Below are 15,994 nucleotides of genomic sequence, written 5' to 3' on the forward strand. Positions count from 1 at the left end.
CTTTAATTAATCGACGTTCAGCGCGTCATTAACCAGATCTTGTTGCTGTTTCTGGTGAACGGACAGATACCCTACCGCCGGGGAGGCGGAGGCCGGGCGACCTGCGTAACGCAGAGCAGACCCAAATGGAATCACTTCACGGAAATGATGCTGACTACAGTACCATGCGCCCTGGTTGAGCGGCTCTTCCTGGCACCAGACAAAATCATGTACGTGGGCGTACGGTTTCAGCGCTTCCTGAACCGCTTTGTGCGGGAACGGGTAGAGCTGTTCAATGCGCACAATGGCGACATCTTTCTGATCGTTTTTACGACGTTGTTCCAGCAGGTCGTAATAAACCTTACCAGAACACATCACCACGCGCTTCACGCCTTGCGGATCGAGCTCATCAACCTCGCCAATCGCTGGCTGGAAGGCGCCGTTGGCCAGTTCGTCCAGGCTGGAGACCGCCAGCGGATGACGCAGCAGCGACTTCGGCGACATAACAACCAGCGGGCGGCGCATACCGCGCAGCGCCTGACGACGCAGCATGTGGTAAACCTGCGCCGGGGTGGACGGGACGCAAACCTGCATGTTCTGCTCAGCGCAAAGTTGCAGATAACGTTCCAGACGCGCGGAGGAGTGCTCCGGCCCCTGCCCTTCGTAGCCGTGCGGCAGCAGCATCACCAGACCGCACATCCGCCCCCATTTCTGCTCGCCGGAGGAGATGAACTGATCGATCACCACCTGCGCGCCGTTGGCGAAGTCGCCGAACTGCGCTTCCCAGATGGTCAGGGTGCGCGGTTCAGCGGTCGCATAGCCGTATTCGAACGCCAGCACCGCTTCTTCAGACAGGACGGAGTCCCAGACACGGAAGGTGCCCTGACCGTTATGAATGTGCTGCAACGGCGTATACGTGGAACCATTTGCCTGGTTATGAATCACCGCATGACGGTGGAAGAAGGTGCCGCGACCGGAGTCCTCGCCGGACAGACGCACCGGAATCCCCTCATCAACCAGCGTGGCGTAGGCCAGCGTTTCCGCGCCGCCCCAGTCGAACAGCTTCTCGCCAGCGGCCATTGACTGACGATCGCCGTAAATTTTGGCGACGCGCGACTGCATTTCTACCGCTTCCGGCACCGTGCTGATGCGTTTAGCCAGTTCCTGCAAACGCTTCATTTCCACCTTGTTCGGGTAGCTCTCATCCCATTCATGGTTGAGGTACGGCGACCAGGTAAAGGAGTGCATGTTCATCGGACGCCACTCTTTCACCACGCATTCGCCTGCATCCAGCGCATCGCGGTAGAGGTTGACCATTTCAGTGGCGTCTTCCAGCGTAGCGACCTTGTCCGCTTCCAGCTTGTCGGCGTAGAGTTTACGCGGCGTCGGATGCTTTTTGATTTTCTGGTACATCAGCGGCTGGGTTGCGCTCGGCTCGTCGGCTTCGTTATGGCCGTGACGGCGGTAGCACACCAGATCGATGAAGACATCGCGTTTAAAGGTGTTACGGAAGTCCAGCGCCAGACGGGTAACGAAAGCCACCGCTTCCGGGTCATCCGCGTTAACGTGGAAAATCGGCGCCTGAACCATCTTGCCGATGTCGGTGCAGTATGGGGTGGAACGCGCATCCAGCGGGTTGGAGGTGGTAAAGCCCACCTGGTTGTTGATGACGATACGCACCGTACCGCCCACTTCGTAACCACGCGCTTTGGACATGTTCAGGGTTTCCTGAACCACGCCCTGGCCCGTCACTGCGGCGTCGCCGTGAATGGTGATTGGCAGCACTTTATTGCTGCTCGGCTCATCCAGACGATCCAGACGGGCGCGCACGGAACCGATCACCACCGGGCTGACGATTTCCAGGTGCGACGGGTTAAACGCCAGCGCCAGGTGAACCAGACCGCCTTCGGTTTCGATATCAGACGAGAAGCCCATGTGGTACTTCACGTCGCCGGTGCCGAGGTGTTCTTTATGTTTGCCCGCAAATTCGTCGAACAGATCCTGCGGTTTTTTACCCAGCACGTTGACCAGCACGTTCAGACGACCACGGTGCGCCATACCCAGCACCACTTCGCGGGTGCCGCTGTTGCCCGCATGGCGGATCATCTCTTTGAGCATCGGGATTAACGCATCGCCGCCTTCCAGCGAGAAGCGTTTCGCCCCCGGGAATTTCGCCCCCAGATAACGCTCCAGCCCTTCGGCGGCGGTCAGTTCGTTGAGGAAGCGTTTTTTCTCTTCCGCGCTGAAGGCAGCGCGGCCGGATTCGATACGCTGCTGAATCCAGCGTTTCTCTTCGGTGCTGGTGATGTGCATATACTCGGCGCCAATCGGGCCGCAGTATGTTTGTTTGAGCGCGGAAATAAGTTCGCCCAGCTTCATCGTCTCTTTGCCAATCGCAAAAGAACCTACGTTAAAGCTTTCCTGGAAATCGGCCTCTGTCAGATCGTGGAAAGAGGGGTCCAGATCCGCCACGTTTTCTTGCTCCCACAGTCCCAGCGGATCGAGATTCGCATGCTGGTGACCACGGAAACGATAAGCGTTGATAAGTTGCAGGACTTTGACCTGCTTCGTATTGGTGTCAGGGTCGGAAATCGAAGAAGAGTAACGTGAGGCATCCTTCGCCAGACGACGGAAATAATCACGCGTTTTTGAATGGAATTGATCCGGTTTGACTCCGGTGCCAGGTAACTGCTGGAACGTCGAACGCCAGTTAGCGTCTACCGAGTCAGGATCGGTTAAGAAGTCTTCATAGAGCTGTTCTATCCAGCTCTGGTTTGCGCCAGAGAGGTAAGAAGAGTCCAACCAGGCTTTCAAAGCGCTGTTCTGCATCGTGATCCCTTAAGCATTCTGTATGCTTACTTCGCCGTGGATACTACCACGCACATTGCTGTGCGTGCCGGGGTTCACTTGCGAGCTCTTCTCTGTGTAGCGGCTCGCGAAGGAACCTTTAGAAACTGTCTAACCATCAGGGCAGTTTTTAAAGGTTTCCTGCATTTCAAACCGGTGGTGGCCCCGTAGACCTGATAAGCGTAGCGCCATCGGGCAATATATGCCGGATGGCGACGCCAACGCCTTATCCGGCCTACGGGACTGTCATTTACTGCGCTTACCGGCGTTATTATTTACGCACTGCGTTGCAACAACATCGACTTAATATGGCCGATGGCGCGCGTCGGGTTCAGTCCCTTAGGACATACACTGACGCAGTTCATGATGCTATGACAGCGGAATACGCTGAATGCATCGCTCAGGTCTTCCAGGCGGCTGTCGGTCTCGGTATCACGGCTATCGATCAGGAAACGATACGCCGCTAACAGACCTGCCGGGCCGATAAACTTATCCGGGTTCCACCAGAACGACGGGCACGACGTTGAACAGCACGCACAAAGAATACACTCATACAGCCCATCGAGTTTTTCACGCTGCTCGGGCATCTGTAAATGCTCACGAGCGGGTGGATTTTGCCCATTATTCAATAAGTAAGGCTTAATCTTCTCATATTGTGCGTAGAATTGCCCCATGTCTACCACCAAATCGCGGATAACCGGTAAACCGGGCAGCGGACGGATAACAATCTTCTTACCCGGCTGGTGTAGCGCCGAAACCGGCGTAATACACGCCAGGCCGTTTTTGCCGTTCATGTTCAGGCCATCTGAACCGCACACGCCTTCACGGCATGAGCGACGGAAAGAGAGGCTGGGATCTTTCTCTTTCAGTTGCATCAGCGCATCCAGCAGCATCATGTCACGCCCTTCTTCGCCTTCCAGGGTGTAATCCTGCATGCGCGGAGCGTCATCAACATCCGGGTTATAGCGATAAATCGAAAACTCGAGTTTCATTTTCCTGTCTCCGCATTAGTAAGTACGAATCTTCGGCGGGAATGCCGGGCGCAGTTTCGGTTCCATATTGACGCTACGACGCGTCATGGATTCCGTCTCTGGCAGATACAGGGAATGGCACAGCCAGTTTTCATCATCACGATCCGGGAAGTCGAAGCGGCTATGCGCGCCACGGCTTTCGGTACGGAAGTTGGCGGATACCGCAGTTGCGTAAGCCGTTTCCATCAGGTTGTCCAGCTCCAGACACTCGACGCGCTGGGTGTTGAACTCGCTGGAGGTGTCATCCAGACGGGCGTTTTTCAGACGCTCACGGATCACCTTCAGTTGCTCAAGCCCTTTCGCCATCGCGTCGCCTTCACGGAATACCGAGAAGTTGTGCTGCATACATTCCTGCAACGCTTTACGGATAACCACCGGATCTTCGCCGTCACGGTTGTTGTTCCAGCGGTTGAGACGTTCCAGAGAGGCCTCAATGTCAGACTCGCTGGCGTCACGCAGCGCGCCCTGCTCGGCGATGGACTCCTGCAAATGCAGACCGGCCGCACGTCCGAAGACCACCAGGTCAAGCAGCGAGTTGCCGCCCAGACGGTTAGCGCCGTGTACGGATACGCAGGCGATCTCACCCACCGCGAACAGGCCAGGAATCACCACGTCTTCGCCCTGCTCGTTCACGGTCAGCGCCTGACCGGTCACTTTGGTCGGGATACCGCCCATCATGTAGTGACAGGTTGGGATAACCGGGATCGGCTCTTTAACCGGGTCAACGTGCGCAAAGGTACGGGACAATTCGAGGATACCCGGCAGACGGGATTCGAGCACTTCTTTACCCAGATGGTCGAGCTTCAGTTTCGCGTGCGGCCCCCACGGGCCGTCGCAGCCGCGACCTTCACGGATTTCGATCATAATAGAACGCGCGACCACGTCACGACCGGCCAGGTCCTTCGCGTTCGGGGCATAGCGCTCCATAAAGCGCTCGCCATGTTTATTCAGCAGATAACCGCCTTCACCACGGCAGCCTTCCGTCACCAGCACGCCCGCACCCGCAATGCCGGTCGGGTGGAACTGCCACATTTCCATATCCTGCACCGGAACACCGGCACGCAGCGCCATACCCACGCCGTCGCCGGTGTTGATATGAGCGTTAGTGGTGGACTGGTAAATACGGCCTGCGCCGCCGGTCGCCAGCACGGTTGCGCGCGCTTTGAAGTAGACCACTTCGCCGGTTTCGATACACAGCGCGGTACACCCCACTACCGCGCCATCCTGGTTTTTCACCAGATCCAGCGCATACCATTCAGAAAAAATGGTGGTGTGGTTTTTCAGGTTCTGCTGGTACAGCGTGTGCAACAGCGCGTGACCGGTACGGTCAGCCGCCGCTGCGGTACGCGCCGCCTGTTCGCCGCCGAAGTTTTTCGACTGGCCGCCGAACGGACGCTGATAGATACGGCCATCGTCAAGACGGGAGAAAGGCAGCCCCATGTGCTCCAGTTCCAGAATCGCTTCCGGGCCGGTTTTGCACATATATTCAATCGCGTCCTGGTCGCCGATGTAGTCCGATCCTTTTACGGTATCGTACATGTGCCATTCCCAGTTATCTTCATGGGTATTACCGAGCGCCACGGTGATGCCACCTTGTGCGGATACGGTATGGGAACGGGTTGGGAAGACTTTGGAGAGCAGCGCACAGGTCTGGCCGCTCTGGGAAATTTGCAGCGCTGCGCGCATACCTGCGCCGCCTGCGCCAATAACAACAGCATCAAATTCTCTGACTGGCAGTTTCATTACACACCCCACACCACAACAAATCCATAAATGACGTAAACCACCAGCGCAACAACGATTGCCAGCTGTAGCACAAGGCGCAGGGCCAGAGGTTTAACGTAGTCGGTCAACACCTGCCACATGCCGATCCAGGCATGAATCAAGATGGAGAAAAGTGCCAGCAGGGTGAAGACTTTGGTGAATGCCGATGAGAAGAAACCGCTCCAGACATCAAAGGTCAGCTCGCCGCTTATTGCGAAAAAGCCCACCATATAAACGATGTAGAGGGTCAGAACGATAGCGGTAGCACGGACCAGGATGAAGTCATGTACGCCATTGCGTCCTAATGCGGAGGCGTTGCTTACCATACGAGGACTCCTGCGAGAAGTGAAAGCACGACAGTGATAACAAAAGAGATTTTGGCTGAGCGTTTACCCGCTTCGAATGTTTCTTCCAGATAGCCAAAATCCATCATCATGTGACGAATACCGACCACGACGTGATACGCCAGCGCGGTGAGGATGCCCCACATAATAAATTTAACAAAGAAGCTCCCCATGATGGCGGATGCCTGCTGGAATCCTTCAGGGGAAGAGAGGCTGGTGCCCAATAACCACAACAGAATCCCGACCGCCACGAAGGTGATCACTCCAGAAACGCGATGGAGAATGGACGCTATCGCCGTGATTGGGAACCGGATCGTTGTCAGATCCAGATTGACAGGTCTTTGTTTTTTCACATTTCTTATCATGAATAACGCCCACATGCTGTTCTTATTATTCCCTTTGGACTTCGGGTACAGAGGGTGAATCTACCTGTAGCCAGAAAGACGACGGGATTTCCTTCCTCCGGTCTGCTTGCGGGTCAGACAGCGTCCTTTCTATAACTGCGCGTCATGTAAAACACTGCTTCCAGTTGCTAAAACGACACGTTACAACGCTGGGTGGCTCGGGATTGCAGGGTATTCCGGAGACCTGGCGGCAGTATAGGACGTTCACAAAATCATTACAATTAACCTACATATAGTTTGTCGGGTTTTATCCCGAACAGTGACATAGGTCACGATAACAACATTTATTTAATTTTTAATCATCTGATTTGACAAACATTAAACAAAGTTGTTACAAACAACACCAGAAAAGGCATATAATGCGCAAAAGTTATGGGGTCACTCTTTCACCTGCTAATAAGTTATGTAACAGTGTGGCGGTATTGACCAATTTATTCAGGACAGTTATTAGTGATAGTCAGGTTTAATAATTCGGATTGCTAAGTTGTTGATTTGTTGCTAATTCGCCATAAGTTAACTGTTTTTACCTGCAAGCGCCCATTGCTCTGTACCCTGGTTTTCTCCTCTTTCGCAGAGCGGCGAGCCAAATAACAAACTGGTAACGGTTGATTTATGTAACGAAGCAAATCTCACTGAGTAGTCTTAAGCAATAAGGCGCTAAGGAGACCGTAAATGGCTGATACAAAAGCAAAACTCACCCTAAATGGTGACTCTGCTATTGAACTGGATGTGCTAAAGGGCACACTCGGTCAAGACGTTATTGATATTCGTAGTCTCGGCTCAAAGGGGATGTTCACTTTTGATCCAGGTTTCACCTCTACCGCATCCTGCGAATCCAAAATCACCTTCATCGACGGCGACGAAGGCATTCTGTTACATCGCGGCTTCCCGATTGACCAACTGGCTACCGAGTCTAACTATCTGGAAGTATGTTACATCCTGCTGTACGGCGAGAAACCGACCCAGGCAGAGTACGACGAGTTCAAAACCACCGTCACACGCCATACCATGATCCATGAGCAGATTACCCGTCTGTTCCACGGTTTTCGCCGCGACTCGCATCCGATGGCCGTTATGTGCGGCGTCACCGGCGCGCTGGCTGCGTTCTACCACGACTCGATGGATGTGAATAATCCGCGTCATCGTGAAATCGCCGCGTTCCGCCTGCTGTCCAAAATGCCGACAATGGCGGCAATGTGTTACAAGTATTCTATCGGTCAACCGTTCGTCTACCCGCGCAACGACCTCTCCTATTCCGGCAACTTCCTGAACATGATGTTCTCCACACCGTGCGAAAACTATGAAGTTAACCCGGTGCTGGAACGCGCAATGGATCGCATTCTGATTCTTCACGCCGATCACGAACAGAACGCATCGACGTCAACCGTCCGTACCGCAGGCTCCTCCGGCGCGAACCCGTTCGCCTGCATCGCGGCGGGCATTGCCTCCCTGTGGGGACCGGCGCATGGCGGCGCGAACGAAGCGGCGCTGAAAATGCTGGTAGAAATCAGCTCTGTTAAACACATCCCGGAATTTATTCGCCGGGCAAAAGACAAGAATGATTCTTTCCGCCTGATGGGCTTCGGTCACCGTGTTTACAAAAACTATGACCCGCGCGCTACCGTCATGCGTGAAACCTGCCACGAAGTTCTGAAAGAGCTGGGCACCAAAGATGACCTGCTGGAAGTCGCGATGGAGCTGGAACACATCGCGCTGAACGACCCGTACTTTATCGAGAAGAAACTCTACCCGAACGTAGACTTCTACTCCGGCATCATTCTGAAAGCGATGGGCATTCCGTCCTCCATGTTCACCGTGATCTTCGCGATGGCGCGTACCGTGGGCTGGATTGCACACTGGAACGAAATGCACAGCGAAGGCATGAAAATCGCCCGTCCGCGTCAGCTGTACACCGGCTACGAAAAGCGCGATTTCAAGTCTGATATTAAGCGTTAATCATCCTGGCCATCGGGTAACACCGGTGGCCTTTATTATTTACTGAAACTCTGGCAACAATATTCATCTTGCCAATATAACCTTTATTACTCCAGTCACTCCCAATATATTACCGCCGAAAAAATAGCTATTTCTTTTCACATAGCATCAATAGCTAATGCATTATTTGACCTTTAAAACCATTAGATCTTTAATCCGACACAATTGGATGCAGGTAAAGGCTAAATGGAATGGGCGATATTATTTACCTGAGAATCACAGGTGAGGAACAAGGAAACATTTCGGCGGGATGTGGAACATATTCGTCAACAGGTAATCGCTGGCAAAAAGGGCATGAAGACGAGATCTTCGTATTTTCGCTATTCAGCGCATTGAGTAATACAGGAAGAGGTATTAACCTTCAGGGACTCAGATTCAGCAAATTAATCGATAAAAGCACCCCGCTATTTTGTAATGCAATCACTAATAATGAAAGACTGTTCATTGAAATTGATTTCTGGCGAATAAACAGAACGGGCCGATGGGAACGCTATTATTATATTCAACTAAGAAATGCTTCTGTAAGAAGTATTCAAACGCATGTGGCCCTTAATGAGCTGGATACCGAAGAGATTGCGGTATCATATGATTATATTCTTTGCAAACACCTCATCGCCAATACCGAATTTGACTACCTGGCATTTCCCGCTGAATATAACCACTTGTTTATGCCGCAGCGCTCTCAACCGGTAAGTTCCCCCAGACCAGCGGCAATAAAAATCACGCCCCCCAGCCAACACCTCCCAAAAATCACACCGGTCTATGCTAAATCCTGCCTGAAAGCGAAAGGATGTACGGACGCCGGGAACACAGAAGAACCGGCAAAAAACTTCGGCCAGATGGCGATCTTTGCACAATCTTCAGTCGATGATTGTTGCGGATATACACGGTCCGCTGAAGCCTCAGCCATACCGCTGGCTCTGGGCGGACTGGCGCAGGTGTGGGGAGAGTGGCCGCTTAGCGGTACGCTCAGTGCGACAAGAGCGATACCTTATGTGGGAGCCCTGGCTTCCGCTCTGTATATTTCGTCCGCTGGCGAAGGCAGCACGCGCGTTCCCGGGCGTGATGAATACTGGTACGAAGAGACCCTCAGACAGAAAGCGCTAACCGGAAGTACCGCCACCACCCGGGTACGCTTTTTCTGGGGTGCCGACACTCACGGCACACCGCAGGTCTATGGCGTACATACAGGGGAAGGTACCCCTTATGAAAACGTCCGCGTCGCGAACATGGTGTGGAATGCCAACGCGAAGCGCTATGAATTTACCCCCGCCCACGACGTAGACGGGCCGTTAATCACCTGGACACCGGAAAACCCCGCGACTGGTGATTTACCTAATCACACCGGAAGCAATGTTCCACCGCTTGATCAGCCAACCATTCTGGTGACACCAATCCCGGATGGCAAAAATGAGTACACCACGCCACCGTTCCTTGTGCCGGATGTCGCCGATTTTAACGATTATATTCTGGTCTTTCCGGCCGATTCAGGCATTCAGCCGATATATGTTTATCTTCGTGAAGATCCGCGCAAACAACCCGGCACGGCAACCGGTTACGGCGAAATTTTACCCGAAAATAGTCGTTGGCTTGAGGCCGCCAGTTCAGGGCTGGGAGCGCCGATACCTGCACAGGTCGCAGATAAGCTGCGAGGAAGAACGTTCAGAAACTTCGACCATTTCAGAAAAGAGTTCTGGCTTGCGGTATCAGAGTGTCCTGAGCTAATGTCACAGTTTAAAAAATCGAACCAATTCCATATTCTTAACGGTAACGCGCCATTTAATATTCCTTCTGAACGGGTGGGAGGCAGGAAAAGGTTTGAAATTCATCACATTGATTTTATCCGTGATGGTGGTGAAGTCTATGATATGGATAAGATGCGCGTTAACACAGTAAAAAATCATATCAGCATTCACTCAAATAAATAGCGAGGTTCATATGGAACTAAAAAAACGGATTGAAGATTATACCGAAGCCGAATTCATAGAATTCCTGAATGAATTTTTCAGTAACGTTCACAATCTGAAAGGAAGAGAACTTGAATCTCACATTGATTCGTTAGTCGATCATTTCGATAAAATCGTGGACCATCCAGAAAGTAATGGTTTGATTTTCTATCCCCCGGATGACAGGGAAGACAGCCCACAAGGCATCATTGAAGAAATTAAAAGATGGCGCAAATCTCAGGGACGCCCATCATTCAAAGACTCTGAGTAAATACGAGGACCTGTATTTAACAACACATTAGAAAGGTGAACATATGATTCATTTTAAACAAAAACTCGAAGACTACACTGAATCCGAATTCATAAAATTCCTGAATGAATTTTTTGAAAACCCTGGCAATCTGAAAGGAAGAGAATTTGAATCTCACTCTAATAGGCTAGTCAAACACTTCGATAAAATCGTGGATCATCCTGAAGGGAATGGTTTGATTTTTTATCCCCCGGATGACAGGGAGGACAGTCCACAAGGCATCATTGGAGAAATTAAAAGATGGCGTAAATCCCAGGGACTTCCCCCGTTCAAAGACTCTGATTGAATTATTAATATAAATTATATAAATAATTCAATCACAGAAAAAACTCAGATACAAACCTAAGGAAATTCAAATGACAATACTGGTTACGGTTCAGGCTCAGCTCATTGTGGGTGAAGCGCAGGTGATAGAGAGTCTGGCCCCCGAAGGTTCATTTGCAGCAGTGTTTGAAGACGATGGAAAAACGGGATATTTCTATGCCCTTGATGAGTCTGTTGATGGTAATCCTATCAGAGATGCTCTACATATCTACAATACAGAAGACGTTTCAGACGGGCATATCCCGTCTGATGTGAAGATCGGTTGGTCAGAAGACAGCAGGAAATGCGTGCTTTTAATTAATAATTATCCGCATGGTGTATTTGATTTTGAATCTAAAAATGGATACTGCCGAAGTGGCTTCCCACCCCCAATCAATCAGGAATGGTCTGTTTCAGGTCACAACTGGAATGATACCGTTGATGATTTTTTCAGATGATTTGTGAATAACCCACAGGTGTCAGGCATATCAATACTGTCGAGGTAAAATTAAAGTATCCTCCTGTCAGTATAAAACAGTACCAGACACCTGTTATTCAGTTCTGGTTTAGCCCGCTTTTATTGACGCCTGATATTTTTTTCAGCGTACTTTTTCTCTATGCTGTATCGATACACTTGATTGGATATCGCCAGGGAGCACAGGATGCCGGTTTTGCAGTGGGGTTTGTTGTTCCTGCTATCACTCCTTCTTTCGCTGGCTTTTCTCTGCATCCACCTCCCGGCGGCGCTGCTGCTCGGCCCGATGATTGCCGGTATCGCATTCAGTCTGAAAGGCATTACGCTGCGACTCCCCCGCTCCACTTTTCTCGCAGCGCAGGCCATTCTCGGCTGCATGATTGCGCAAAACCTTACTGGTTCGATTCTCACCACGCTGGCGGTGAACTGGCCGGTGGTGTTAGCCATTCTGCTGGTGACGCTGCTCTCCAGCGCGGTGGTCGGCTGGCTGATGGTGCGCTACAGCTCACTGCCAGGCAATACCGGCGCATGGGGTTCCTCCCCCGGCGGCGCGGCGGCAATGGTGGCGATGGCGCAGGACTACGGCGCGGATATCCGCCTGGTGGCGTTTATGCAGTACCTGCGGGTACTGTTTGTCGCAGGCGCCGCCGTGCTGGTCACGCGGCTGATCCTCGGCGACAGCGCAGAAGCGGTCAGCCAGCAGATTGAGTGGTTCCCGCCGCTGAGCGGCAATCTGTGGAGCACGCTGCTGCTGGCTGCGGTTGCAGGCTTCGCCGGGCGCATATTGCGCATTCCTTCCGGTACTATGCTGGCGCCGATGATCGTCGGCGCATGGCTTCATGCAGGCGGCATGATCGTGATTGAACTGCCGGAATGGCTGCTGGCGATTGCGTATATGGCCATTGGCTGGCGCATCGGATTAGGGTTCGACAGGCAGGTCTTTTTTATGGCGCTGCGTCCTCTGCCGCAGATTCTGGCCTCCATCTTTGCCCTGATGGCGATTTGCGCGGCGATGGCCTGGGGACTCGCCCACTACATGCAGATTGATTTTATCACCGCCTGGCTTGCCACCAGCCCCGGCGGGCTGGATACCGTGGCGGTGATCGCCGCCGGTAGCAACGCCGACATGGCGCTGATTATGGCGATGCAAACCCTGCGGCTGTTCAGCATTTTGTTGACCGGGCCTGCGGTTGCCCGTTTTATTTCAACCTATGCGCCGAAACAACCGCAGGCATAAAATGTTTAATTTAAATTATATTTAAACCCAACCCTGATCTGGTATTCGTTTTTGGTGTCATCGCCATCTTTATATTCATCCAGATAACCTAATTCAAAGAAGGGATAAAAACGCGGCGTCGCATGGAAGTTAAAAACAAAATTATGTTGCAGCGTATGGTTTTTACCATTCGCATATTCAAATTTTTCGCCATGCGTTTTACTGTAATATGTCGGATTATATTGCACCCAAAAATCTGGCGTAAAATATTTGGTCAGATAAATATCAACGCGATGTTCCGAAGAGTCATCCCAGTCGCCCTGTAGCGTCTGGCTGTCGTGATTTTGATGATTATAGCGATAGCGTAAAACGGCACCCAGCGTTGGGTCAAAGTGATAACCAATACCGAGGTAAGGATCGATACGCGAACCGGCGGACTCCCAATGGAAGACAACCCCAGGTTCAAGCCAGAAGTCGCTCTCGCCCAGCGGGAACGGCTTGTTAAACTCTGCTTCTTCGTAGCTGCTTTTCCACTGCTCCATATTTTTACCGAGATCGGAGTCCGTCTCAAAACTCCAGTACATTCGGGCGAAAATACTGTTCGGGTCCTGCACCACGCCTGTCAGCATCAGTCGTTGTAAAAAACGCTCGCTGGCCGTGCGATATTGTGTGCGTGGCGCAAAATAAACCGTCGTAAACGGTTTTTCTTTTGCCTGTGGCGCCGTCGTTGAATGACTGTTATTGTCCGCAAAAACGCTGGCGGAAGGCATGACCAGTGCAGCCGCTAATAGGGCTGTATTCATATTCTTACTTTGCATTATATTTTCCTTGCAGAAACAGAGATAAAATCTCCCCCTGCTAACTGAATAGCATTATTATTCAACAGGAGGAGTGGGATATTACCAGTAACTATTCCAGCATGACGTTGCGCGGGTAATGGCCTCCATCAGGAAATAATCACCCCAGGCACAGCATTCATTCACGCCGACGTTACCTTTAAAATAATAAACAGAATGTTTTAATAATCCTTCGCCTTCTTTGTGCTCCAGATTGAGATAGCCATCGAGCATCCGCTCAATCATTCGCAATGCCAGCGCCTCATAACTTTCGCGATCGGGATGAGTCGCCGGAAGCTGTTTTACCAGCTCCAGCAAGGCGCAGGCGAGAATCGCGCTGGCAGAACTGTCTCTTTCGCTGTTGGGATCGGTCAGCGCCAGATCCCAGTAACAGACCAGGTCTTCCGGCAAACGGTTAATAAAATAGTTTGCCAGCGTCTGGCTCAATTCCAGCAGTTTCTCATCCCCGGTATAGAGGTAGTTCAGCAGAAAGCCATACACGCCCCATGCCTGCCCACGCGACCAGCAGGAATCGTCGGAGAACCCCTGATGGGTATTGCCAAAGCGTGGCTCACCGGTGTGAACATCCATATAGTACGTGTGAAACGTCGAGCCGTCCTCGCGCACAATATAGCGTCGCGCCTGCTCAATATGGCTTTTCGCCGCCTGTGCATAGCGCGGGTCGCCCGTTGTCGCGCTGGCCTGATACAACAACGGCAGATTCATATTGCAGTCAATGATCATCCTCCCCTGCTGTTCCGGGTTATCCAGCTCGCCCCACGCCTGAATAATGCCGCACTTGTCGTGATAGCGCTCCATCAACACTTCTGCCGCCTGCTGGGCGATATATATTGCCTCCCGGTTATCGGTCAATTTGCTGGCAGCCACGCAGGAAAGGCTGTACAGAAACCCGAGGTCATGGTGATTAGTGTGGTCGCGCTTTGCGATACGTTCGCCAAAGGAGCGGACATGCTGCTCGGCTAACGCGCGATATGCGGCATTCCCTGTCCACTCCCATGCCAGCCACAGTTGCCCGGTCCAGAAACTGGTCGTCCACTCCTGATTATCGATAATCGGATAGATACCGTTTTTACATGCCGCGTCGGGAAAACGCTGGCCGAAATAAGCGCTGTTACGATCAACAGCCTTTAAAATCACCGGCAACGCATGACGAATTTTCTGCGCGATAGCAGCGCGCTCGCCGCGCTGTAGCGCAACAGGGACAATCGTTTCTTTACGGATAGTTGCAGACATAATTCTCTCGTTTTCTTTACTTTAATGAATGGCTTCTTGCCCGTGGGCAGGGATGGCGGTGTTTTTTTTATGCTGATAGCAGGGAGATAGCGTGATGGCGGAGATCCCGGTAAATATCAGCGCGATGATGCCCATAATCAGATAGGTGTGCTCAAAACCGATCTTCTGATAGGCATACCCGGCAGGCGGCGCCACCACGATAGAGCCGACGTAAATCATGGCCTGATAACCCAGCAGATACATCGTGGCGTTGACGCGCTTGTCGAAGTGTTCGGCGATATATTTGAAAACCGAGACCAGAATCAGCGCAATTTCAATCCCATACAGCGGTTTCACCAGGCAGATAATCAGCGGATCGTTGGTTAACCCGGAGATAATCAAACGCAGGCTGATCACCAGCCCTGTCAGGAGCATCCCCTGCTTGGCGCCGATGCGGTTAATGATGGCGGGCACCAGCATCATGCCGAAGAACTCGGCGGCGGACTGCGCGGTGCTCATATAGCCAAACATGGCGTTTCCTTCCTCTTTGGTACTGAAGAAGGTGACGAAATAGCGAGAGAATTGCTGTTCGGCAATAAACATCATCCATGCCACGCCCGCGATATACAGGGAGAAGGTCCAGAACTTTTTATTACGCAGCAGCTGGAACACATCGCCAATGACAATCTTCTCTTTCGACAGAACGTTGTTTTCTTCCTGACCAAAGTGATCGACCTTCAGCGTCAGCAGCACCGCGAACATGCACAGCGCGGAAACGGTGCTGATAACAAAGTTGATTTTGGGGGAGATATTGTAGAGATAGCCGGAAAACGACGACGCCGTCGCCCAGCCCAGCGCCGCCCACATGCGGATGCGGCCAAACTCCATGTCATACAGACGGCTGAAACGGTCAACATACGACTCTTCCGCCGCCACGCCCGCATACCAGCCGAGGCTGAAAAACAGCGCGCCGACGATCATTCCGCTGACAAAATGGGTTTGCAGCAGCGGCAGATAGCACCAGATGTAAAACGGCGCCATCAGTGCTGAAACAATACAGACAAAATAGAGCAGGTGTTTTTTCATGCCCATTTTGTCCATGATGTAGCCGTAAACGGGTTTGATAATCACCGCAAAAACGCCGTTAACGGCAAACACCGTGCCGATTTCCACGCCATCCAGCCCGGCTTTATCCCCCAGCCAGATAGCATACAGGCCAAAACTGGCCGCCCAGGTAAAGGTAAACAGAAATACAAACAGACTCAGCTTAATGTAAGCCGAACGTGTCGACTGAACAGGGTTCATCATTAT

The 15,994-nt window shown here is 52.0% G+C and carries 15 protein-coding genes; 7 read left to right on the plus strand and 8 right to left on the minus strand.

Annotated elements, in window-relative coordinates; translation table 11 throughout:
- Positions 1-6 precede the first annotated feature (6 nt).
- The 5 genes from sucA to sdhC all read right to left on the minus strand — a co-directional run bounded on the left by sucA (position 7) and on the right by sdhC (position 6,345).
- The gene (sucA, locus tag OGY62_RS07235) at positions 7-2,808 is read right to left on the minus strand and encodes a 2-oxoglutarate dehydrogenase E1 component (RefSeq protein ID WP_012133275.1); all 2,802 of its coding nucleotides are present in this window, start codon (positions 2,806-2,808) and stop codon (positions 7-9) included.
- A gap of 293 nt (positions 2,809-3,101) precedes the next feature.
- Positions 3,102-3,818 carry a succinate dehydrogenase iron-sulfur subunit SdhB gene (sdhB, locus tag OGY62_RS07240; RefSeq protein WP_012133276.1) on the minus strand — a complete coding sequence of 239 codons (717 nt, stop codon included), beginning with the start codon at positions 3,816-3,818 and terminating at the stop codon, positions 3,102-3,104.
- A gap of 15 nt (positions 3,819-3,833) precedes the next feature.
- Positions 3,834-5,600 carry a succinate dehydrogenase flavoprotein subunit gene (gene sdhA / locus OGY62_RS07245; RefSeq protein WP_012133277.1) on the minus strand — a complete coding sequence of 589 codons (1,767 nt, stop codon included), beginning with the start codon at positions 5,598-5,600 and terminating at the stop codon, positions 3,834-3,836.
- The gene (gene sdhD, locus OGY62_RS07250; RefSeq protein ID WP_012133278.1) at positions 5,600-5,947 is read right to left on the minus strand and encodes a succinate dehydrogenase membrane anchor subunit; all 348 of its coding nucleotides are present in this window, start codon (positions 5,945-5,947) and stop codon (positions 5,600-5,602) included. The genes sdhA and sdhD overlap by 1 nt, the downstream gene beginning before the upstream one ends.
- A complete protein-coding gene (sdhC, locus tag OGY62_RS07255; protein WP_047458089.1) occupies positions 5,941-6,345 on the minus strand; it encodes a succinate dehydrogenase cytochrome b556 subunit in 405 nt (134 codons plus the stop codon). Before sdhC ends, sdhD begins: the two co-directional genes overlap by 7 nt.
- A gap of 383 nt (positions 6,346-6,728) precedes the next feature.
- Here sdhC and OGY62_RS23380 point away from each other — a divergent pair, with 383 nt between their 5' ends.
- From OGY62_RS23380 to OGY62_RS07285, 7 genes are all read left to right on the plus strand, one after another.
- Positions 6,729-6,836: a hypothetical protein gene (locus OGY62_RS23380; RefSeq protein ID WP_418222314.1), complete on the plus strand. Its 108-nt coding sequence runs from the start codon at positions 6,729-6,731 to the stop codon at positions 6,834-6,836.
- 205 nt (positions 6,837-7,041) lie between these two features.
- Positions 7,042-8,325, plus strand: a complete 1,284-nt coding sequence (locus tag OGY62_RS07260; RefSeq protein WP_012133280.1) for a citrate synthase — start codon at positions 7,042-7,044, stop codon at positions 8,323-8,325.
- A 230-nt stretch (positions 8,326-8,555) separates the two neighbouring features.
- Positions 8,556-10,292, plus strand: coding sequence for a type VI secretion system tube protein TssD (gene tssD / locus OGY62_RS07265; RefSeq protein WP_286459429.1), 1,737 nt, complete (start codon positions 8,556-8,558; stop codon positions 10,290-10,292).
- 10 nt (positions 10,293-10,302) lie between these two features.
- Complete coding sequence (locus OGY62_RS07270) at positions 10,303-10,581, plus strand: bacteriocin immunity protein (protein ID WP_134769621.1); 279 nt, start codon at positions 10,303-10,305, stop codon at positions 10,579-10,581.
- Positions 10,582-10,624: 43 nt separating this feature from the next.
- Positions 10,625-10,906, plus strand: coding sequence for a bacteriocin immunity protein (locus OGY62_RS07275; RefSeq protein WP_286459432.1), 282 nt, complete (start codon positions 10,625-10,627; stop codon positions 10,904-10,906).
- Between the two features lie 70 nt (positions 10,907-10,976).
- Entirely contained in the window at positions 10,977-11,381 is a 405-nt protein-coding gene (locus tag OGY62_RS07280) for a DUF2251 domain-containing protein (protein ID WP_049011595.1), read from the plus strand.
- Between the two features lie 204 nt (positions 11,382-11,585).
- Positions 11,586-12,635 (plus strand): AbrB family transcriptional regulator, encoded by a 1,050-nt coding sequence (locus tag OGY62_RS07285; RefSeq protein WP_286459434.1) that lies wholly within the window; start codon positions 11,586-11,588, stop codon positions 12,633-12,635.
- Between the two features lie 5 nt (positions 12,636-12,640).
- On the opposite strand, the gene OGY62_RS07290 is transcribed toward OGY62_RS07285, so the two are convergent.
- The 3 genes from OGY62_RS07290 to OGY62_RS07300 form a co-directional block, all read right to left on the minus strand.
- Positions 12,641-13,432, minus strand: coding sequence for an oligogalacturonate-specific porin KdgM family protein (locus OGY62_RS07290; RefSeq protein ID WP_286459437.1), 792 nt, complete (start codon positions 13,430-13,432; stop codon positions 12,641-12,643).
- Positions 13,433-13,513: 81 nt separating this feature from the next.
- Entirely contained in the window at positions 13,514-14,704 is a 1,191-nt protein-coding gene (locus OGY62_RS07295; RefSeq protein ID WP_275375896.1) for a glycoside hydrolase family 88 protein, read from the minus strand.
- 21 nt (positions 14,705-14,725) lie between these two features.
- Positions 14,726-15,991: an oligosaccharide MFS transporter gene (locus OGY62_RS07300; RefSeq protein WP_012133289.1), complete on the minus strand. Its 1,266-nt coding sequence runs from the start codon at positions 15,989-15,991 to the stop codon at positions 14,726-14,728.
- Positions 15,992-15,994: the final 3 nt, after the last annotated feature.

Origin of the sequence: Citrobacter sp. CK198 (assembly GCF_030333295.1) — a bacterium.
Classification (GTDB): domain Bacteria; phylum Pseudomonadota; class Gammaproteobacteria; order Enterobacterales; family Enterobacteriaceae; genus Citrobacter_B; species Citrobacter_B koseri.

What these genes read in the sequence shown, in the direction of transcription:
- OGY62_RS07270 (WP_134769621.1), top strand. Translation starts at nt 10,303, where the DNA reads ATGGAACTAAAAAAACGGATTGAAGATTATACCGAAGCCGAATTCATA.
- tssD (WP_286459429.1), top strand. Translation starts at nt 8,556, where the DNA reads ATGGGCGATATTATTTACCTGAGAATCACAGGTGAGGAACAAGGAAAC.
- sdhB (WP_012133276.1), bottom strand. Translation starts at nt 3,818, where the DNA reads ATGAAACTCGAGTTTTCGATTTATCGCTATAACCCGGATGTTGATGAC.
- OGY62_RS07260 (WP_012133280.1), top strand. Translation starts at nt 7,042, where the DNA reads ATGGCTGATACAAAAGCAAAACTCACCCTAAATGGTGACTCTGCTATT.
- OGY62_RS07290 (WP_286459437.1), bottom strand. Translation starts at nt 13,432, where the DNA reads ATGCAAAGTAAGAATATGAATACAGCCCTATTAGCGGCTGCACTGGTC.
- OGY62_RS07295 (WP_275375896.1), bottom strand. Translation starts at nt 14,704, where the DNA reads ATGTCTGCAACTATCCGTAAAGAAACGATTGTCCCTGTTGCGCTACAG.
- sdhC (WP_047458089.1), bottom strand. Translation starts at nt 6,345, where the DNA reads ATGTGGGCGTTATTCATGATAAGAAATGTGAAAAAACAAAGACCTGTC.
- OGY62_RS07285 (WP_286459434.1), top strand. Translation starts at nt 11,586, where the DNA reads ATGCCGGTTTTGCAGTGGGGTTTGTTGTTCCTGCTATCACTCCTTCTT.
- OGY62_RS07275 (WP_286459432.1), top strand. Translation starts at nt 10,625, where the DNA reads ATGATTCATTTTAAACAAAAACTCGAAGACTACACTGAATCCGAATTC.
- OGY62_RS23380 (WP_418222314.1), top strand. Translation starts at nt 6,729, where the DNA reads ATGCGCAAAAGTTATGGGGTCACTCTTTCACCTGCTAATAAGTTATGT.
- sdhD (WP_012133278.1), bottom strand. Translation starts at nt 5,947, where the DNA reads ATGGTAAGCAACGCCTCCGCATTAGGACGCAATGGCGTACATGACTTC.
- OGY62_RS07300 (WP_012133289.1), bottom strand. Translation starts at nt 15,991, where the DNA reads ATGATGAACCCTGTTCAGTCGACACGTTCGGCTTACATTAAGCTGAGT.
- sdhA (WP_012133277.1), bottom strand. Translation starts at nt 5,600, where the DNA reads ATGAAACTGCCAGTCAGAGAATTTGATGCTGTTGTTATTGGCGCAGGC.
- sucA (WP_012133275.1), bottom strand. Translation starts at nt 2,808, where the DNA reads ATGCAGAACAGCGCTTTGAAAGCCTGGTTGGACTCTTCTTACCTCTCT.
- OGY62_RS07280 (WP_049011595.1), top strand. Translation starts at nt 10,977, where the DNA reads ATGACAATACTGGTTACGGTTCAGGCTCAGCTCATTGTGGGTGAAGCG.